General features: G+C 45.6%; 14 protein-coding genes. 8 read left to right on the top strand and 6 right to left on the bottom strand.

Annotated elements, in window-relative coordinates; translation table 11 throughout:
* The first annotated feature begins 22 nt into the window (after positions 1-22).
* From ACFSKO_RS14050 to ACFSKO_RS14025, 6 genes are all read left to right on the top strand, one after another.
* Positions 23-583, top strand: a complete 561-nt coding sequence (locus ACFSKO_RS14050) for a F0F1 ATP synthase subunit delta (RefSeq protein ID WP_380252688.1) — start codon at positions 23-25, stop codon at positions 581-583.
* A complete protein-coding gene (gene atpA, locus ACFSKO_RS14045; protein WP_380252686.1) occupies positions 583-2,115 on the top strand; it encodes a F0F1 ATP synthase subunit alpha in 1,533 nt (510 codons plus the stop codon). Before ACFSKO_RS14050 ends, atpA begins: the two co-directional genes overlap by 1 nt.
* A 47-nt stretch (positions 2,116-2,162) precedes the next feature.
* On the top strand, positions 2,163-3,047 hold the full coding sequence (locus ACFSKO_RS14040) for a F0F1 ATP synthase subunit gamma (RefSeq protein ID WP_380252684.1): 885 nt from the start codon (positions 2,163-2,165) through the stop codon (positions 3,045-3,047).
* Between the two features lie 45 nt (positions 3,048-3,092).
* Positions 3,093-4,517, top strand: coding sequence for a F0F1 ATP synthase subunit beta (gene atpD / locus ACFSKO_RS14035; protein ID WP_380252682.1), 1,425 nt, complete (start codon positions 3,093-3,095; stop codon positions 4,515-4,517).
* 50 nt (positions 4,518-4,567) lie between these two features.
* Positions 4,568-4,972, top strand: coding sequence for a F0F1 ATP synthase subunit epsilon (locus ACFSKO_RS14030; RefSeq protein ID WP_380252680.1), 405 nt, complete (start codon positions 4,568-4,570; stop codon positions 4,970-4,972).
* A 184-nt stretch (positions 4,973-5,156) separates the two neighbouring features.
* Positions 5,157-5,888, top strand: coding sequence for a TerC family protein (locus ACFSKO_RS14025; protein WP_380252678.1), 732 nt, complete (start codon positions 5,157-5,159; stop codon positions 5,886-5,888).
* Between the two features lie 71 nt (positions 5,889-5,959).
* On the opposite strand, the gene ACFSKO_RS14020 is transcribed toward ACFSKO_RS14025, so the two are convergent.
* Positions 5,960-6,538: a PhnA domain-containing protein gene (locus ACFSKO_RS14020; RefSeq protein ID WP_380252676.1), complete on the bottom strand. Its 579-nt coding sequence runs from the start codon at positions 6,536-6,538 to the stop codon at positions 5,960-5,962.
* A gap of 213 nt (positions 6,539-6,751) precedes the next feature.
* Between ACFSKO_RS14020 and ACFSKO_RS14015 the strand changes: the two genes are divergently transcribed.
* Positions 6,752-7,228: a GNAT family N-acetyltransferase gene (locus ACFSKO_RS14015; RefSeq protein ID WP_380252674.1), complete on the top strand. Its 477-nt coding sequence runs from the start codon at positions 6,752-6,754 to the stop codon at positions 7,226-7,228.
* 134 nt (positions 7,229-7,362) lie between these two features.
* Positions 7,363-7,692: a 5-carboxymethyl-2-hydroxymuconate Delta-isomerase gene (locus tag ACFSKO_RS14010; protein ID WP_380252672.1), complete on the top strand. Its 330-nt coding sequence runs from the start codon at positions 7,363-7,365 to the stop codon at positions 7,690-7,692.
* Position 7,693: 1 nt separating this feature from the next.
* On the opposite strand, the gene ACFSKO_RS14005 is transcribed toward ACFSKO_RS14010, so the two are convergent.
* Genes ACFSKO_RS14005 through gpmI form a run of 5 tightly spaced genes read right to left on the bottom strand, consistent with a single transcriptional unit; the run spans position 7,694 to position 13,996 of the window.
* Entirely contained in the window at positions 7,694-8,191 is a 498-nt protein-coding gene (locus ACFSKO_RS14005; protein ID WP_380252669.1) for an RNA pyrophosphohydrolase, read from the bottom strand.
* The gene (locus tag ACFSKO_RS14000; protein ID WP_380252665.1) at positions 8,181-9,695 is read right to left on the bottom strand and encodes a divergent polysaccharide deacetylase family protein; all 1,515 of its coding nucleotides are present in this window, start codon (positions 9,693-9,695) and stop codon (positions 8,181-8,183) included. Before ACFSKO_RS14000 ends, ACFSKO_RS14005 begins: the two co-directional genes overlap by 11 nt.
* 39 nt (positions 9,696-9,734) lie before the next feature.
* A complete protein-coding gene (locus ACFSKO_RS13995) occupies positions 9,735-11,030 on the bottom strand; it encodes a S41 family peptidase (protein ID WP_380252663.1) in 1,296 nt (431 codons plus the stop codon).
* Positions 11,030-12,430 (bottom strand): murein hydrolase activator EnvC family protein, encoded by a 1,401-nt coding sequence (locus ACFSKO_RS13990; RefSeq protein WP_380252661.1) that lies wholly within the window; start codon positions 12,428-12,430, stop codon positions 11,030-11,032. Before ACFSKO_RS13990 ends, ACFSKO_RS13995 begins: the two co-directional genes overlap by 1 nt.
* Before the next feature lie 21 nt (positions 12,431-12,451).
* Positions 12,452-13,996 carry a 2,3-bisphosphoglycerate-independent phosphoglycerate mutase gene (gene gpmI / locus ACFSKO_RS13985; RefSeq protein WP_380252659.1) on the bottom strand — a complete coding sequence of 515 codons (1,545 nt, stop codon included), beginning with the start codon at positions 13,994-13,996 and terminating at the stop codon, positions 12,452-12,454.
* Between the last annotated feature and the right edge of the window lie 27 nt (positions 13,997-14,023).

Raw genomic sequence — 14,023 nt, 5'->3', positions numbered from 1 at the left:
GCTTATCTTGGGGGCAATCGGCTTGGCAGGCGAAAACACTAGCTTGAATGGCTTGGCAGGGCGCTATGCATTAGCGCTGCTGGGAATTGCCGAGGAAAAATCTGCATTAGATGCAGTGGCTGAAGATCTGGTTGGTCTGAAACAACTCGTTTCAGGTAGCTCTGAACTTCAGGATTTGCTCAGCTCTCCGCTCTATACACGCGACCAGCAGGTAAAAGCGTTTTCTGCAATACTCGACAAAGCAGGTGTCAATGTTGTGACACACAACTTTGTACTGGTTGTTGCTGAAAACCGTCGACTTGCTGTTTTGGCAGACATGGCAGACGCTTATTTGGCGGAACTGGCGCGTCGCCGCGGCGAGGTTCAGGCTAAAGTAACAGCAGCACATGAATTAACTAAGGCACAACAGAAAGCAATTGCAGATGCTCTTCAGGCTTCTGTAGGTGGTTCTGTTGAAGTTGACGTAACTGTCGATGAAACATTAATCGGGGGCATGATTGTGCAGGTTGGTAGCCGCATGGTTGATAGTTCCTTGCGTACAAAACTTCAGAGACTTGAACTGATGATGAAAGGGGTTGGGTAATGGATATCCGCGCCGCTGAAATCTCTACCATTCTCAAAAAACAGATTGAAAACTTCGGTGCAGACGCCGATGTTGCCGAAGTCGGCCAAGTTCTTTCTGTGGGTGATGGTGTAGCTCGCATTTACGGTCTGGACAATGTTCAGGCTGGCGAGATGGTGGAATTTGCTAACGGTATTCGGGGCATGGCCCTTAACCTTGAGGTCGACAACGTTGGTGTCGTTCTGTTTGGTGATGACCGAGGTGTTAAAGAAGGCGATACAGTCAAACGTACCGGCTCTATTGTTGACGTACCTGCAGGTAAAGGCCTGCTTGGTCGCGTTGTCGATGGTTTGGGTAACCCGATTGACGGTAAAGGCCCTCTTAAGGACGTTAAGCTTACACGTGTGGAAGTAAAGGCCCCTGGCATTATTCCACGTAAGTCTGTTCATGAGCCGATGCAGACCGGTATTAAGTCTATTGATAGTCTTATTCCTATTGGTCGTGGACAGCGTGAGTTGATCATTGGTGACCGTCAGACTGGTAAAACTGCGATTGCTCTAGATACGATTTTGAATCAAAAAGTAACTAACGATGCTGCTTCTAGCGAAAGCGAAAAGCTTTTCTGCATCTACGTTGCTGTTGGTCAGAAACGTTCTACTGTTGCACGTTTGGTTAAGACACTCGAAGACAATGGCGCTATGGAATATTCCATCGTTGTTGCTGCGACAGCTTCTGATCCTGCACCACTTCAGTTCCTTGCTCCATATACTGGCGCAGCGATGGGTGAGTACTTCCGCGACAATGCAATGCACGCTGTGATCGTTTATGACGATCTTTCAAAGCAGGCTGTTGCCTATCGTCAGATGTCTCTTCTTCTTCGTCGCCCCCCTGGACGTGAAGCTTACCCTGGTGATGTTTTCTATCTTCACTCCCGTCTTCTTGAGCGTTCATGTAAATTGAACGACGATCACGGTGCTGGTTCTTTGACCGCGCTTCCAGTGATCGAAACTCAAGGTGGTGACGTTTCTGCGTTTATTCCGACAAACGTGATTTCTATCACAGATGGTCAGATTTTCCTTGAAACGAACCTCTTCAACAAAGGTATCCGTCCAGCTGTGAACGTTGGTCTATCGGTTTCCCGTGTTGGTTCTTCTGCGCAGATCAAGGCTATGAAGCAAGTTGCTGGTAGTATTAAACTTGAGCTCGCTCAGTATCGTGAAATGGAAGCTTTCTCTCAGTTCGCTTCTGATCTCGATGCCGCTACTCAGCGTCTGTTGGCTCGTGGTTCTCGTTTGGTCGAGCTCCTCAAACAGCCACAGTACAAACCGCTGACTGTTGAAGAGCAGGTTATTGTTATTTACTCCGGCGTGAAGGGTTACCTCGACGCGATTGACGTGAAAATGATCAGTCACTTCGAAGAAAAACTTCTCTCTGAAGTTCGTGGCAATGGCCAGGACATTCTGGATGCTATCCGTAAAGACAAAGCCCTTTCTGCTGATACAGAAAGCAAGCTGAAATCATTCATGGATAATTTTGCCAAGACCTTTGTATAACGGATTGGCAGTCCAGAGTTTAATGGCTGTGGGAAACGAATAACGACATGGCAAACTTAAACGATCTGAAACTTAGGATCTCTAGCGTTAAGTCTACGCAAAAGATCACTTCGGCCATGAAGATGGTTGCTGCAGCTAAGCTGCGCCGTGCACAAGAACAAGCTGAAGCATCCCGACCATACGCAGAGCGTATGGAACGGATGTTAGGTTCTCTTGCTGTATCTGCGGGTAAACAGCCTGGTGCATCTCCTCTTCTTGCTGGAACAGGTAAAGATGACGTTCATTTACTCATCGTAGCCGCGGCTGACCGCGGACTTTGTGGTGGTTTCAATACAAATATTGTAAAGGAAGCACGCAAGAAAGCTCACGAGCTGATCAAAGCTGGTAAAACTGTAAAGTTCTATTGCATTGGTCGTAAATCTCGTGATCAGCTACGACGTGAATTTGGATCAAGCATCGTCGATACAATTGAAGATGTCGCAAAGCCTAGCTTAGGTTTTGATAAGGCAACGACAGTATCTGATTACGTGCTGAGAATGTTTGATGCTGGTGAATTTGATGTTTGCACGATCTTCTATGCGAAGTTCAAGTCTGTAATCGTTCAAATTCCTTCTGCTCAACAGTTGATCCCGTTTGAAGCTGAGGGGGATGCTGATGCATCTGGCCTGGCTGATGGCAGTATCTACGATTACGAGCCATCGGATGAGAAAATCTTGAGAGATCTGTTGCCTCGCAATATTTCGATCCAAATTTTCAAAGCGATGCTCGAAAATGCCGCTAGTGAGCACGGTGCTCGTATGTCCGCTATGGACAGCGCGACACGTAATGCTGGCGAGATGATTGATCGACTGTCGATTCAGTATAACAGAACGCGTCAAGCAAACATCACAAACGAGTTGATTGAAATTATCTCCGCCAAAGAAGCTCTCTAATTTTAGAGAGCTCTGGCAAGCGCACTGGCTAAGGAGTGACACTAAATGGCTGATAAGAATATCGGTAAGATCACACAGGTCCTCGGACCGGTGGTTGACGTTCAATTTTCAGGTGGAAACCTTCCTGAAATTTTGGGCGCTCTAGAATTACAGAATGACGGCAAACGCCTTATTCTTGAAGTTGCCCAGCATTTGGGTGAGAACACAGTTCGTACTATTGCGATGGATGCTACTGACGGCCTTATGCGCGGTCAGGAAGTAACGGACACTGGTGATGCTATTAAAGTTCCTGTTGGTCCAGAAACTCTGGGTCGTATCATGAACGTAATTGGTGAGCCAATTGATGAACGTGGCCCTATTGGCAACAAAGCCGCTTTCCCAATTCACCGTGCTGCTCCAAAGTTTGACGAACAGGCTACTGACGCCGAGATCCTGGTAACAGGTATTAAGGTTATCGATTTGCTTTGCCCTTACTCCAAGGGTGGTAAAATTGGTCTCTTCGGTGGTGCTGGTGTTGGTAAAACCGTGACAATCATGGAATTGATCAACAACATCGCGAAAACACACGGTGGTTACTCTGTGTTTGCGGGTGTTGGTGAGCGTACTCGTGAGGGTAACGATCTTTACCACGAAATGATTGAAGGTGGCGTTATCAACCTAGAAGGCGACAGTAAATGTGCGCTTGTCTATGGTCAGATGAATGAGCCTCCAGGAGCACGTGCACGTGTTGCCTTGACAGGTCTTACTCAAGCGGAATATTTCCGTGATGAAGAAGGCCAGGACGTTCTGTTCTTTGTGGATAACATTTTCCGTTTCACACAGGCTGGTTCTGAAATTTCAGCTCTTCTAGGTCGTATTCCTTCTGCGGTTGGTTATCAGCCAACTCTTGGTACTGATATGGGTGCCATGCAGGAACGTATTACGTCTACGAAGAAGGGTTCTATCACATCCGTTCAGGCCGTTTATGTTCCTGCGGATGACTTGACTGACCCTGCACCTGCAACAACCTTCTCTCACTTGGATGCGACAACTGTTCTGTCTCGTCAGATTGCTGAGCTTGGAATCTACCCGGCTGTGGATCCTCTCGATTCAACTAGTCGTATTCTTGAGCCTTCAGTCATTGGTGAAGAGCACTATTCTATTGCTCGTGAAATCCAACGTGTACTTCAGTCTTACAAAGACTTGCAGGATATCATTGCGATTTTGGGTATGGATGAGCTATCCGAAGAAGATAAAATGACTGTTGCGCGTGCTCGTAAGATCCAGCGTTTCTTGTCACAGCCATTTGACGTGGCTGAAGTCTTCACTGGCTCACCTGGTGTTCAGGTTGCTCTAGAAGATACCATTAGCGGTTTTAAAGGCATTCTTGCTGGTGAATATGATCACCTTCCAGAAGCAGCTTTCTACATGGTTGGTACCATTAGTGAAGTTGTTGCCAAAGCTGAAAAAATGGCCGCTGAAGCCGCTTAAGGCTTCGTGAATAGTTTAATTGTCGTAAGACCGGTAGCAGGAAGAGATTGATGGCCAACCAACAGGTGGAATTCGAACTCGTATCACCAGAGAAACTACTTCTCTCCAAGAGCGTCGACATGGTTGTCGTTCCTGGTGAAGATGGCGACTTTGGTGTGCTGCCGCGTCACGCACCGATGATCTCCACAGTCCGCCCTGGCGTGATCGCGATCTACTCTGGTAAAGAGATTAGTGAGCGTATCTTCGTTGCAGGCGGCTTTGCTGAGGTGACCACCGAACGCTGCACAGTTCTCGCTGAAATTGCTCAGCCAGTTAGCGAGCTAGACAAAGCAACCGTTCAACAGCAGCTTCAAGATGCAAAAGAAGATTATTCTGATGCAAGTGATGATGCTGGACGTGACGCTGCAAGTAAACAGATCGAATTGTCTGAAGCCCGGCTTAAAGCCATCGGTTAATCAGACAGTTTCATGAATATAAAAAAGCCCGGTGCCATATTGGCCCGGGCTTTTTTTTGATATTTTTTGTGGCTTTATCTAGAGGGAAGCAAAAATTATTGGGTATGTTGCATCACAGCTAAAGATATTTAACTATTATAATCTTAATTCATTTATTTATTTTTCTTAGCAGTAAAGATCTCTCATGGATAATTTAATAGCTCTGGCGAATGAACCAGCAACCTGGATGGCTCTGTTTACTTTAATTGTGATGGAGATTGTTCTGGGGATTGATAACCTCATCTTTATTTCTATTCTAACAAATAAGCTGCCAGAAGAACGCCGGGCAAAAGCGCGCTCTATTGGCTTGGGGTTAGCGTTGATTTTCAGGTTAGCGCTCTTGGGGACAGTGGCTGTCATCGTTCAGTTGGTAGAGCCGATCATTACCATTTTTGATCAAAGCTTTTCATGGCGAGATATTATCTTAATTACCGGAGGTTTGTTTCTGGTATGGAAGGCGACAAAAGAAATTCACCACAACGTTGAACAAAACGAAGCTGGTCCGAAAAGCGACAATATTGTTGTGGCGAGTTTTACGACAATAATTGGACAAATACTCGTACTAGATCTCGTCTTTTCGATCGACAGTATTATCACCGCCGTGGGTATGACCGATCACATCCCTATTATGGTGATTGCAGTTATTACGGCAGTCCTGGTTATGTTGCTTGCAGCGGGACCACTTTCACGTTTCATCGAAGCGAACCCAACCATCGTTATGTTGGCCTTGGGGTTCCTTCTGATGATTGGTATGACGCTAATTGCAGATGGTTTTGGTGTTCATGTGCCTAAGGGCTATATTTACGCGGCAATGACTTTTTCTGCCTTTATCGAAGGCTTGAATATGTTAACTCGTAAAAGAAAAAAAACAAAATAAAATGAATAAATAAGGGGGAGTAAACAGATGATTTGTTTGCCCCCCTTATAATTAATTGTTGTATCTGGGAATTATGATTTTTTAACAAACTTAGTCAGAATGACAATTTGTTGTCCACTGACACGACCTTCTATCTGTTCGGCGTTATCTTGTACCAGAGATATACCGCGTACAGCTGTACCACGTTTGGCAGTGAAGCCACCGCCTTTTACGTTTAAGTCCTTAATCAATGTGACAGTGTCTCCTGCTTCGAGTAAAGCACCATTGGCATCAAGATGTTTAACAGCATCGTCATCAGATGCTTCTTCTGTCTCAGATTGCGCCCAAGCGAGAGTTTCTTCATCTAGATAGAGCATGTCCAAGAGATCTTGTGTCCAGCCTTCGCTTCTCAACCGGTTGAGCATACGCCATGCCATTACTTGAACTGCGGGTACTTGGCTCCACATACTGTCATTAAGGCAGCGCCAGTGATTAGCGTCTACTTTTTTGGGATTGTTGATTTGGTCACGGCAGGTGTCACAAATATAAATGGATTGATCTGCACTGCCGTCAGAGTTGGGGGAGATCTCGAAGTGTGCAAGATTTTCTGAAGCACTGCAAAGTTCACACTTTGATTCACTGCGTTTATTTAGGTCTAGTTCTATCGACATTATATTATGCTCATGTTGGGTAAGTGTTTGGCCTAACTTATTTTCAAGTCTAGTGCACACAATTTTCTAAGGCACAATATCAGTCTAGATCTTAAGGAACAACTTAACTTCAGTTATTGTTTTGTTGAGTACTTTGTAGATATTATTACGCACCGGATAATTCCACGCTTATAGATGGCGAAAGTAATCTGAGAAGGATCAGGAATGCCTTTTATGGAGATCGTGTTACTTGAGGATGGCCGAATAATAAGACCTTGCGGCGTTGATGATCTTGTCGGTGTGTCGGAGATGGTTTTAACAGAAGCCAAAAGAAGTATAGCCGATGACTTTGATGATACAGGTTGGGAGGGTTTTAAAGAATACCTTTCCGATGATCAGCTATTGAGACGGTTGGTAACAGGATCCAAAGCACTCGTTGTCCAAGAGGGCGATGATCAAATCGTGGGTTATCTTGAGATCTCACAAAACCAAGTTCTGTTGCTGTTTATTGCCAAACAAGCCCAAGGGCTTAACCTTGCGTCCCGACTTTTACTTCGTATGCAGTCTACACTAGATTTCGAAGAACTTTATGTAAACTCGTCCTCAAGGGGATATCAGTTTTATAAGGAGCATGAATTTGAACCTCTTGACGATTGGCAAGAAGAGGCCGGGGTGAAATTTCGACCGATGAAGTGGCTGAAAGAACAATAATTAGGAATACAAAAATTTTCTCGCAGGTTCCTGTGTAGATATGCCCGATTAGATTTTCAGTTCCAAACACTGTCCAAACCTTTATGTTTGAGTGATAACAATATGTGTTTAAACAATTTTTAGGAATTTAGCCATTGCCACATTGTATTATTGAGTATGCAGCACCTTTAGAGAATATCATTGATATTTCCAAGTTGGTTGATGAGGTTTTTAGAGCAGCGGACGAGACAGGATTATTTGATACTGCAAGCATTAAGGTTCGGGCGTTACCTTTTACTTCCTTTAAGACCGGGGCTGATCAACAGCTATATGTCAGTACAATCGTAAAGCTCTTGCCTGGGCGGACACAACAACAGAAGGAAACATTGGGTAAGACGGTTTTAGCTTCAAAACAGACCTTACTCGAGGGAAAAGCGCTTTTTTTTGTAGAGGTAGTTGATATCTCGGCGTCCTATTTCAAATAAATTATTTTATGAGATAGGAAAACTCTTCAACGAGTTTTGTGTATAGACTACGTTTGAAGGGTACTATGATATCAGGAAGACAGGACATATCTACCCATTTCCATTCCGAGAATTCAGGAATTTCTGTATCGATATTGATCTCGCTATCTAGCCCCTTGAAACGAAAAACGAACCATTTTTGTTTTTGTCCACGGTAACGCCCGTCCCATATTTTAGGAACAAGATCATGCGGCAGATCGTATGTCTGCCAATTTGATGTCTGTGCTACGAGTTCTGCATTTGCAGTACCAGTTTCTTCTTCCAGTTCCCGTAATGCGGCTTTGAGCGGTTCTTCTTCTTGTTCAATCCCTCCTTGAGGCATTTGCCAAGCAGTACCAGGATTATCTATCCTTTGTGCAACAAATACCTGATTTTTGGCATTTAAGAGCATGATACCAACGCAAGGCCTATAGGGAAGGACTCGAATCTCGTTATCCGTTAGTTTAAAATTAGTGGTCACTGGTATTCTCGTCACTTTTTTCAGGAGCATGGGCGCTCGCGGTACTTGCTTTTACTTGTTTATCAGAGGTTTCAGTCGGATTTTTAGGGACGGATGCTACAGCTGTAATCGGAACCAGTTGAAAGCCTTTGTTCTCTAGATCATGAACCCAAGTTGCAATACGTTCCAGAGTTACTGGATAGGGGCGGCCAGTAGCGATGGCAAAACCATTCTTCAAAGCAATTTGTTCGACCTGAGCAAGTCGAGAGTCAATCGCCAATCTACTGAGTTGTGCTTCATCAATGGCGCGCTGGTTTGTCACGACGGGCACACCGTATTCAGCCCCTAGGCTCGGCGCCAGACTGGCTTGATTTTTGCCATTGTCGAGGAAAAGGAGGCCATGATCTTTAAAGTATTTTATGACGGGTATCATCTGCCGTTCCGACGTAACAAACCTATCCCCCATATAAGCGCTCATGCCAACAAAGCCTGATCCTCTATTCGCAATCCAGGCAAGATTGTTAATGTTGCCTTCTGGTTGTCTGCCGGTGAGTAGGGCCTGTGGTCCAGGGTCATCAGAAGGGTAGGTGAGAGGTTCCATTGGCAGGTCTAAGAGCACCTCATGATGGTGAGAGCGTGCCAAGGCTATCCAACTTTCAAGATCCCGGGCGTAGGGAGTAAAGGATAGGGTGATTGTTGGGGGAAGCTGTCTTATCGCGGCTTCTGTGGCTGCGCGGGAGAGACCTAAACCTGTCAGTACAATCGCAATTTTGGGACGCCCATCCGCAACAGGTGGTTTTTGAGCATATCGTTTCCAGCTTGGGATATTACTCAGAGCATTGTCATTTATGGGAGAGTTGTCATGTGTAGAAGGGGCCGTTACGGATGTTTCTTGGGGTAGGCTGGATACTTCTGATGTAGCGGGAAGTTCTGTGGATTTCGATGTGTGCTCAGGTGCAGGAGTTTGATCTTTGTCACCAGTAGTCTCATTCTCGCCGGATGTTTTATTCTCTGAATTTAAAGGATCTGTTATTGCAGCAACTTCTTCATGTTCACTAGAAGATGGGGCGTCTTGGCCAGATGTGTGAGCCATGACTTCTTCAGATGAATGAGGCTCTGGCTGAGGATGAGCTGCTGTCTCTTCAGTTATAGGAGGTGTCTCTTCTCCTGTTATCTGGTCGTTACCGGATACTTCAGGGGCTTCGGTGTGTTCTGTTGCTTTATCATCGGCATGAGTATCAGGTGCTTTCTCTCCGGTGTGTTCTTCCGGTTGGATGGGGCTTTGATCCTCTGACGCAGAATTCGGTGTGTGCTCGTTTCCGTCGGTATGTGTTGTTTCTGTTTGTAAATTCGCATCAGGAAGATTCCCTTCCGTTTCAGGATGGGGATCTGTGGTTAAGGTGTCTTCTGTATAAATATAAGGAAGCGGAGCAGGTGGTCCGTAAATTGTATAACCAGCTGCAGCGCCGATCACAGAGATCAGCGCCACCCAGCTAATAATAAGGACTATTTTGTTCCAGTTCACAGCTATCTCAACTGTTTCATTTTGGGTTTGATAGACTGTTTAGTTATTTGCACTATTGTTTGAGCTGTACAATGAAATTCCCTGGAGTAAATCTACAGCTCGGTCGAGCTGATAATCCAATGCTTTCACATCTTCAGCATTCTCATCTTCAGCTTCGTTGGTTTCATCCCCATTAGTGCCGCCTTTGTTTTCCAATGCTCCGCGTAAATCAGCTTCGCGTCGTAGATTTTGATTTTTCAGAGTTTCAAGTTTTGCTTGTTCTACGATGATATCTGGGGCGATACCTTCGGCCTGGATCGACCGGCCTGAAGGCGTATAGTAACGACTGGTGGTCAACCGCATTGCGCCATTGCCAAGTAGGGGCATGATGGTTTGAACGGAACCTTTACCGAAAGATCTTGTGCCCATGATAATTGCTCTACGGTGATCTTGAAGGGCACCTGCGACAATTTCAGAGGCAGAAGCTGACCCACCATTGATTAAGACAACAAGTGGTTTACCGTCGATCAGATCGCCAGAGCGAGCATTAAATCTTTGAGCATTAGAGTTATCTCTGCCGCGGGTAGAGACAATCTCTCCTTGTTCAAGGAAAGCGTCGGATACCGAAATTGCTTCAGTCAGAAGTCCACCAGGGTTGAGGCGTAGATCAAGAACAAGTCCGATCATTTTATCACCAAGTTCGTCCTGAATTGCCTTAATGGATTTCTCCAGACCTGGAGTGGTTTGTTCGTTGAAAGAAGAAACGCGAACATAACCGACGTTACCTTCAACGCGGTGACGTACTGATCTTACTTTGATAACTGCGCGTTCTAGTGTCACGTCAAACGAGTCAACACCTTCACGGCTAATGGAGATTTTTAGTTCACTACCAACTTTGCCGCGCATTTTTTCGACGGCTTCTTGCAAGGTCAGGCCAAGTACAGCTTCGCCATCAAGGTGCGTGATGAAGTCTCCGGCTTCAATCCCTGCTTTTGCGGCAGGGGTATCATCAATAGGGGATACGACTTTAACAAAACCGTTTTCCATGGTGACTTCGATACCAAGACCTCCAAACTCGCCACGGGTTTGAACGCGCATGTCTTTGAAAGAGTCTGGTGTAAGATAGCTGGAATGAGGATCAAGGCGGGTAAGCATACCGTGTATAGCTGATTCAATCAGCTCTTCATCGGATACTTCTTCGACATAATCTGCTTTGATTCGTTCAAAAACATTGCCGAAGAGTTCCAGCTGACGATAGGTGTCTCGCCGCGGATCAACGGATGCATCAGCTACGAGACTGGTGGGTAGTGCAATAGCAAAAGCTGTTGTTAAGAGCACTTTTTTGAGACTGAGCATTAACCGTTCACCTTATTGATATTTAAAGTCTTTGTTTCTGTAAGTATCCAGGGGGCTGGATTGATAGGTTGTCCGCTGCGGCGGAGCTCGAAATAAATTTCTTCGTGTTCCAGCTTATGGTCACCCATTCGAGCAACTGGCTCACCTGCAAGAACCCATTGTCCTTCTGCCACATCAATCCTTTCAACGCCTGCCAATAGTGTATGATATCGTCCAGAGTGTTCAATGATCAAGATTCTCCCGTACCCACGAAAATCTCCTGCATAGGCCACGCGTCCATCAAATGGTGCAATAACTTGCGCTGATGGGCGTGTTGCGATCACTAACCCTTTGTCGAATGATACATTGGTCCCCTTTTTTTGCCCGTACTTACTTATCACTCTTCCGCGAGCTGGATATAAAAGTACACGTTTCTGGCGAGAAGGGAAGTCCCGTATCTGTGATGGGTCAGGGATTACAGCTAGTTGAGTGGTTGGTTGAGGGCTTGATTCGATTTTTGTAGCAGGAGGATTCGGTATACTTGTTGTCGAGGGAGGAGTTGGCTTTGATTTAGGTATAGGGGCTGCAAGCGCAAGTTTTTTACGTTCAGCTTCCAGCTTTTTGACTAAATCCTTCATATTCCGCGCCTGTTGAGCCAGTTTTTTGACCCGCGCGCCCACCGATTTTTGGGACGAAGCTGTTTGGGATTGAAGGGTTTGTTTTCTTTTGATGAGAATATTTAAACCATCTTTCTCGCGTTTAAGGTTTTTTTGTGAAGACAGCAATGCCGTACGTTCGTACTCGATTCGGCTTTTGAGTTCAGCGAGTTCGGCTAAATCGGATCTCAGGTTTTCAACCCGCGTTTCAATTTCAGGAACAGCAACTTTGAGCAGCATGGCTGATCTGATCGTGTCGAGTGGTGAACCTGGGGCTGCTGCCAAAGCTTCTGGGGGAAGTAAGGCAATGCGTTGAATGGCTGACAAAGTTTGGCTTAAACGTTCACGATCAGATGTCAGACGGATGGTTTTTGCTTCGGCCTCTTCTTCAAGCGATATCAATGTATCTTCAATAGCAGTAAGGTCGCTTTCGTAATCTTGGATCTTTCTGGCTGCAACAATAAGCTGTCCGCGCAGTCCTGAAAGCTCTTTACCGAGGCGTGTTGATGTTTTGGATAGTTTTTCAGCCTCTTTTGTTCCTTGAGCGGCCTTTTGTTCGAGCGTCTGAATTTCTTGTTTTGTATTTTGGGCAAAGGTAAGTGAAGAAAGACAAACGATCGGTAAGAATAAAAGAAGGGCTACCTGCGTTCTTATCTTTAGTATAGAGGTTCTGAGCAACTCGTTTAAGTAGTCGGGACGCATACCAATAAAACCCGGTAAGAAAGGTGGTTTGGTTATAGCGAGATTGGTACGCGAGCTCTTCACAGGATGCCTCAGCTTTGTCCTTTAGTCTTCGTCTCTTCGAATTAAAGATTTACCATCCATTTCATCAGGTTGCTCGAGGTTGAGTAAATCCAGTATTGTCGGCGCAATATCAGCAAGGCGCCCATTAGCGATTTTGGTTACATTGTCTGGGCCATTAATCAGTAAAATGGGCACAGGATTAAGTGTATGAGCTGTATGTGGCAAACCTGTGATGGGATCCAGCATCTCTTCGGCATTACCATGGTCGGCTGTTATTAGTAAGCGACCTCCGACAGACAATGTTGCGGCATGAATATCCTGCAAGCAACGATCCACGGTCTCTGCAGCTTCGATTGCTGCGTTGAGATCGCCTGTATGACCGACCATATCACAGTTTGCAAAGTTACAGATAAGCATCTCATACTTTCCACTAATAATCGCTTCACAGAGCCTTGCATTTACTTCCGGGGCTGACATAGAGGGCTGGAGATCATAAGTCGCTACTTTGGGGGATGGAACAAGAACGCGATCTTCTCCTAAAAGAGGCTCTTCAACACCGCCATTGAAAAAGTAGGTTACGTGTGGATATTTTTCAGTTTCGGCAATTCTAAACTGACGGAGCCCCGCTGCGGAAACGATTTCTCCTAAGGTCTTGGTTAGATCCCGTGGTGAAAACATAACGCCCATTGATTGCGACAATTCATTTGAATAGGCAATCATGCCAAGGAACGAGCAGCATTTGGGATGAAAAGTTCGATCAAATTCGGAAAATTCTATGTCGATAAGGGCATGAAGAATTTGACGCGCCCGATCAGCCCGGAAATTGGTCATGATGATAGCATCGCCATCTTTCATGCCGTCATAACCATCCATCACGCAGGGAATGATAAACTCATCCCAAATTTTTTGATTATAACTTCGCTGAATGATTTCTTCTGGATTGGAGGCATTTTCGCCTTTGCCAGAGGTAATAGCATCATATGCAAGCTTTACCCGTTCCCAACGATTATCACGATCCATGGCGTAATAGCGACCAAGAACGGTGCCAATGATAACACCCGGGGTTGTTCTCTCAAACTCCTTGATGAAGGTAGAGGCGCCTTGTGGAGCGGTGTCACGGCCATCCAAAATGGCATGAACAATAACTGGAATTCCTGCACTTTGAAAAGCACGTACCAAGGTTGATGTTTGGACTTGATGTCCGTGGACGCCGCCATCTGATATAACGCCAAGTACTTGGGCTGTTCCACCTGATTTTTTGAGTTTGTCGATAGTATCTAACAGAGCAGGATTTTGAACAAAGGTTCCATCTTCAATGGCAGTGTCTATCCTCGGAAGACTTTGCATGACAACGCGCCCGGCACCAATATTCATATGACCTACTTCAGAATTTCCCATTTGTCCGTCTGGAAGGCCAACATCTCTACCGCAAGTAGCGAGGTATCCCAAGGGAGCTTCTCTGCTTAAACGATCCACCAGCGGAGTTTTCGCCAGATTGATTGCGTTGTTATCATCTTCTTTTCGAAAGCCCCATCCATCAAGGATACAAAGAACAACTGGTTTGGGTTTATGAGCGGTCGGGGACATGGATGTAAAACGCTTTCGTAGATTGGT

The organism is Kiloniella antarctica, from assembly GCF_042682825.1.
GTDB classification, from domain to species: Bacteria; Pseudomonadota; Alphaproteobacteria; order Kiloniellales; family Kiloniellaceae; genus Kiloniella; species Kiloniella antarctica.
This window is presented reverse-complemented; position numbering and strand designations above follow the sequence as displayed.

Excerpts from the sequence above, each read along its gene's own strand:
- atpA (WP_380252686.1), top strand. The coding sequence starts at position 583 with ATGGATATCCGCGCCGCTGAAATCTCTACCATTCTCAAAAAACAGATT.
- ACFSKO_RS14040 (WP_380252684.1), top strand. The coding sequence starts at position 2,163 with ATGGCAAACTTAAACGATCTGAAACTTAGGATCTCTAGCGTTAAGTCT.
- atpD (WP_380252682.1), top strand. The coding sequence starts at position 3,093 with ATGGCTGATAAGAATATCGGTAAGATCACACAGGTCCTCGGACCGGTG.
- ACFSKO_RS14030 (WP_380252680.1), top strand. The coding sequence starts at position 4,568 with ATGGCCAACCAACAGGTGGAATTCGAACTCGTATCACCAGAGAAACTA.
- ACFSKO_RS14025 (WP_380252678.1), top strand. The coding sequence starts at position 5,157 with ATGGATAATTTAATAGCTCTGGCGAATGAACCAGCAACCTGGATGGCT.
- ACFSKO_RS14020 (WP_380252676.1), bottom strand. The coding sequence starts at position 6,538 with ATGTCGATAGAACTAGACCTAAATAAACGCAGTGAATCAAAGTGTGAA.
- ACFSKO_RS14015 (WP_380252674.1), top strand. The coding sequence starts at position 6,752 with ATGGAGATCGTGTTACTTGAGGATGGCCGAATAATAAGACCTTGCGGC.
- ACFSKO_RS13995 (WP_380252663.1), bottom strand. The coding sequence starts at position 11,030 with ATGCTCAGTCTCAAAAAAGTGCTCTTAACAACAGCTTTTGCTATTGCA.
- gpmI (WP_380252659.1), bottom strand. The coding sequence starts at position 13,996 with ATGTCCCCGACCGCTCATAAACCCAAACCAGTTGTTCTTTGTATCCTT.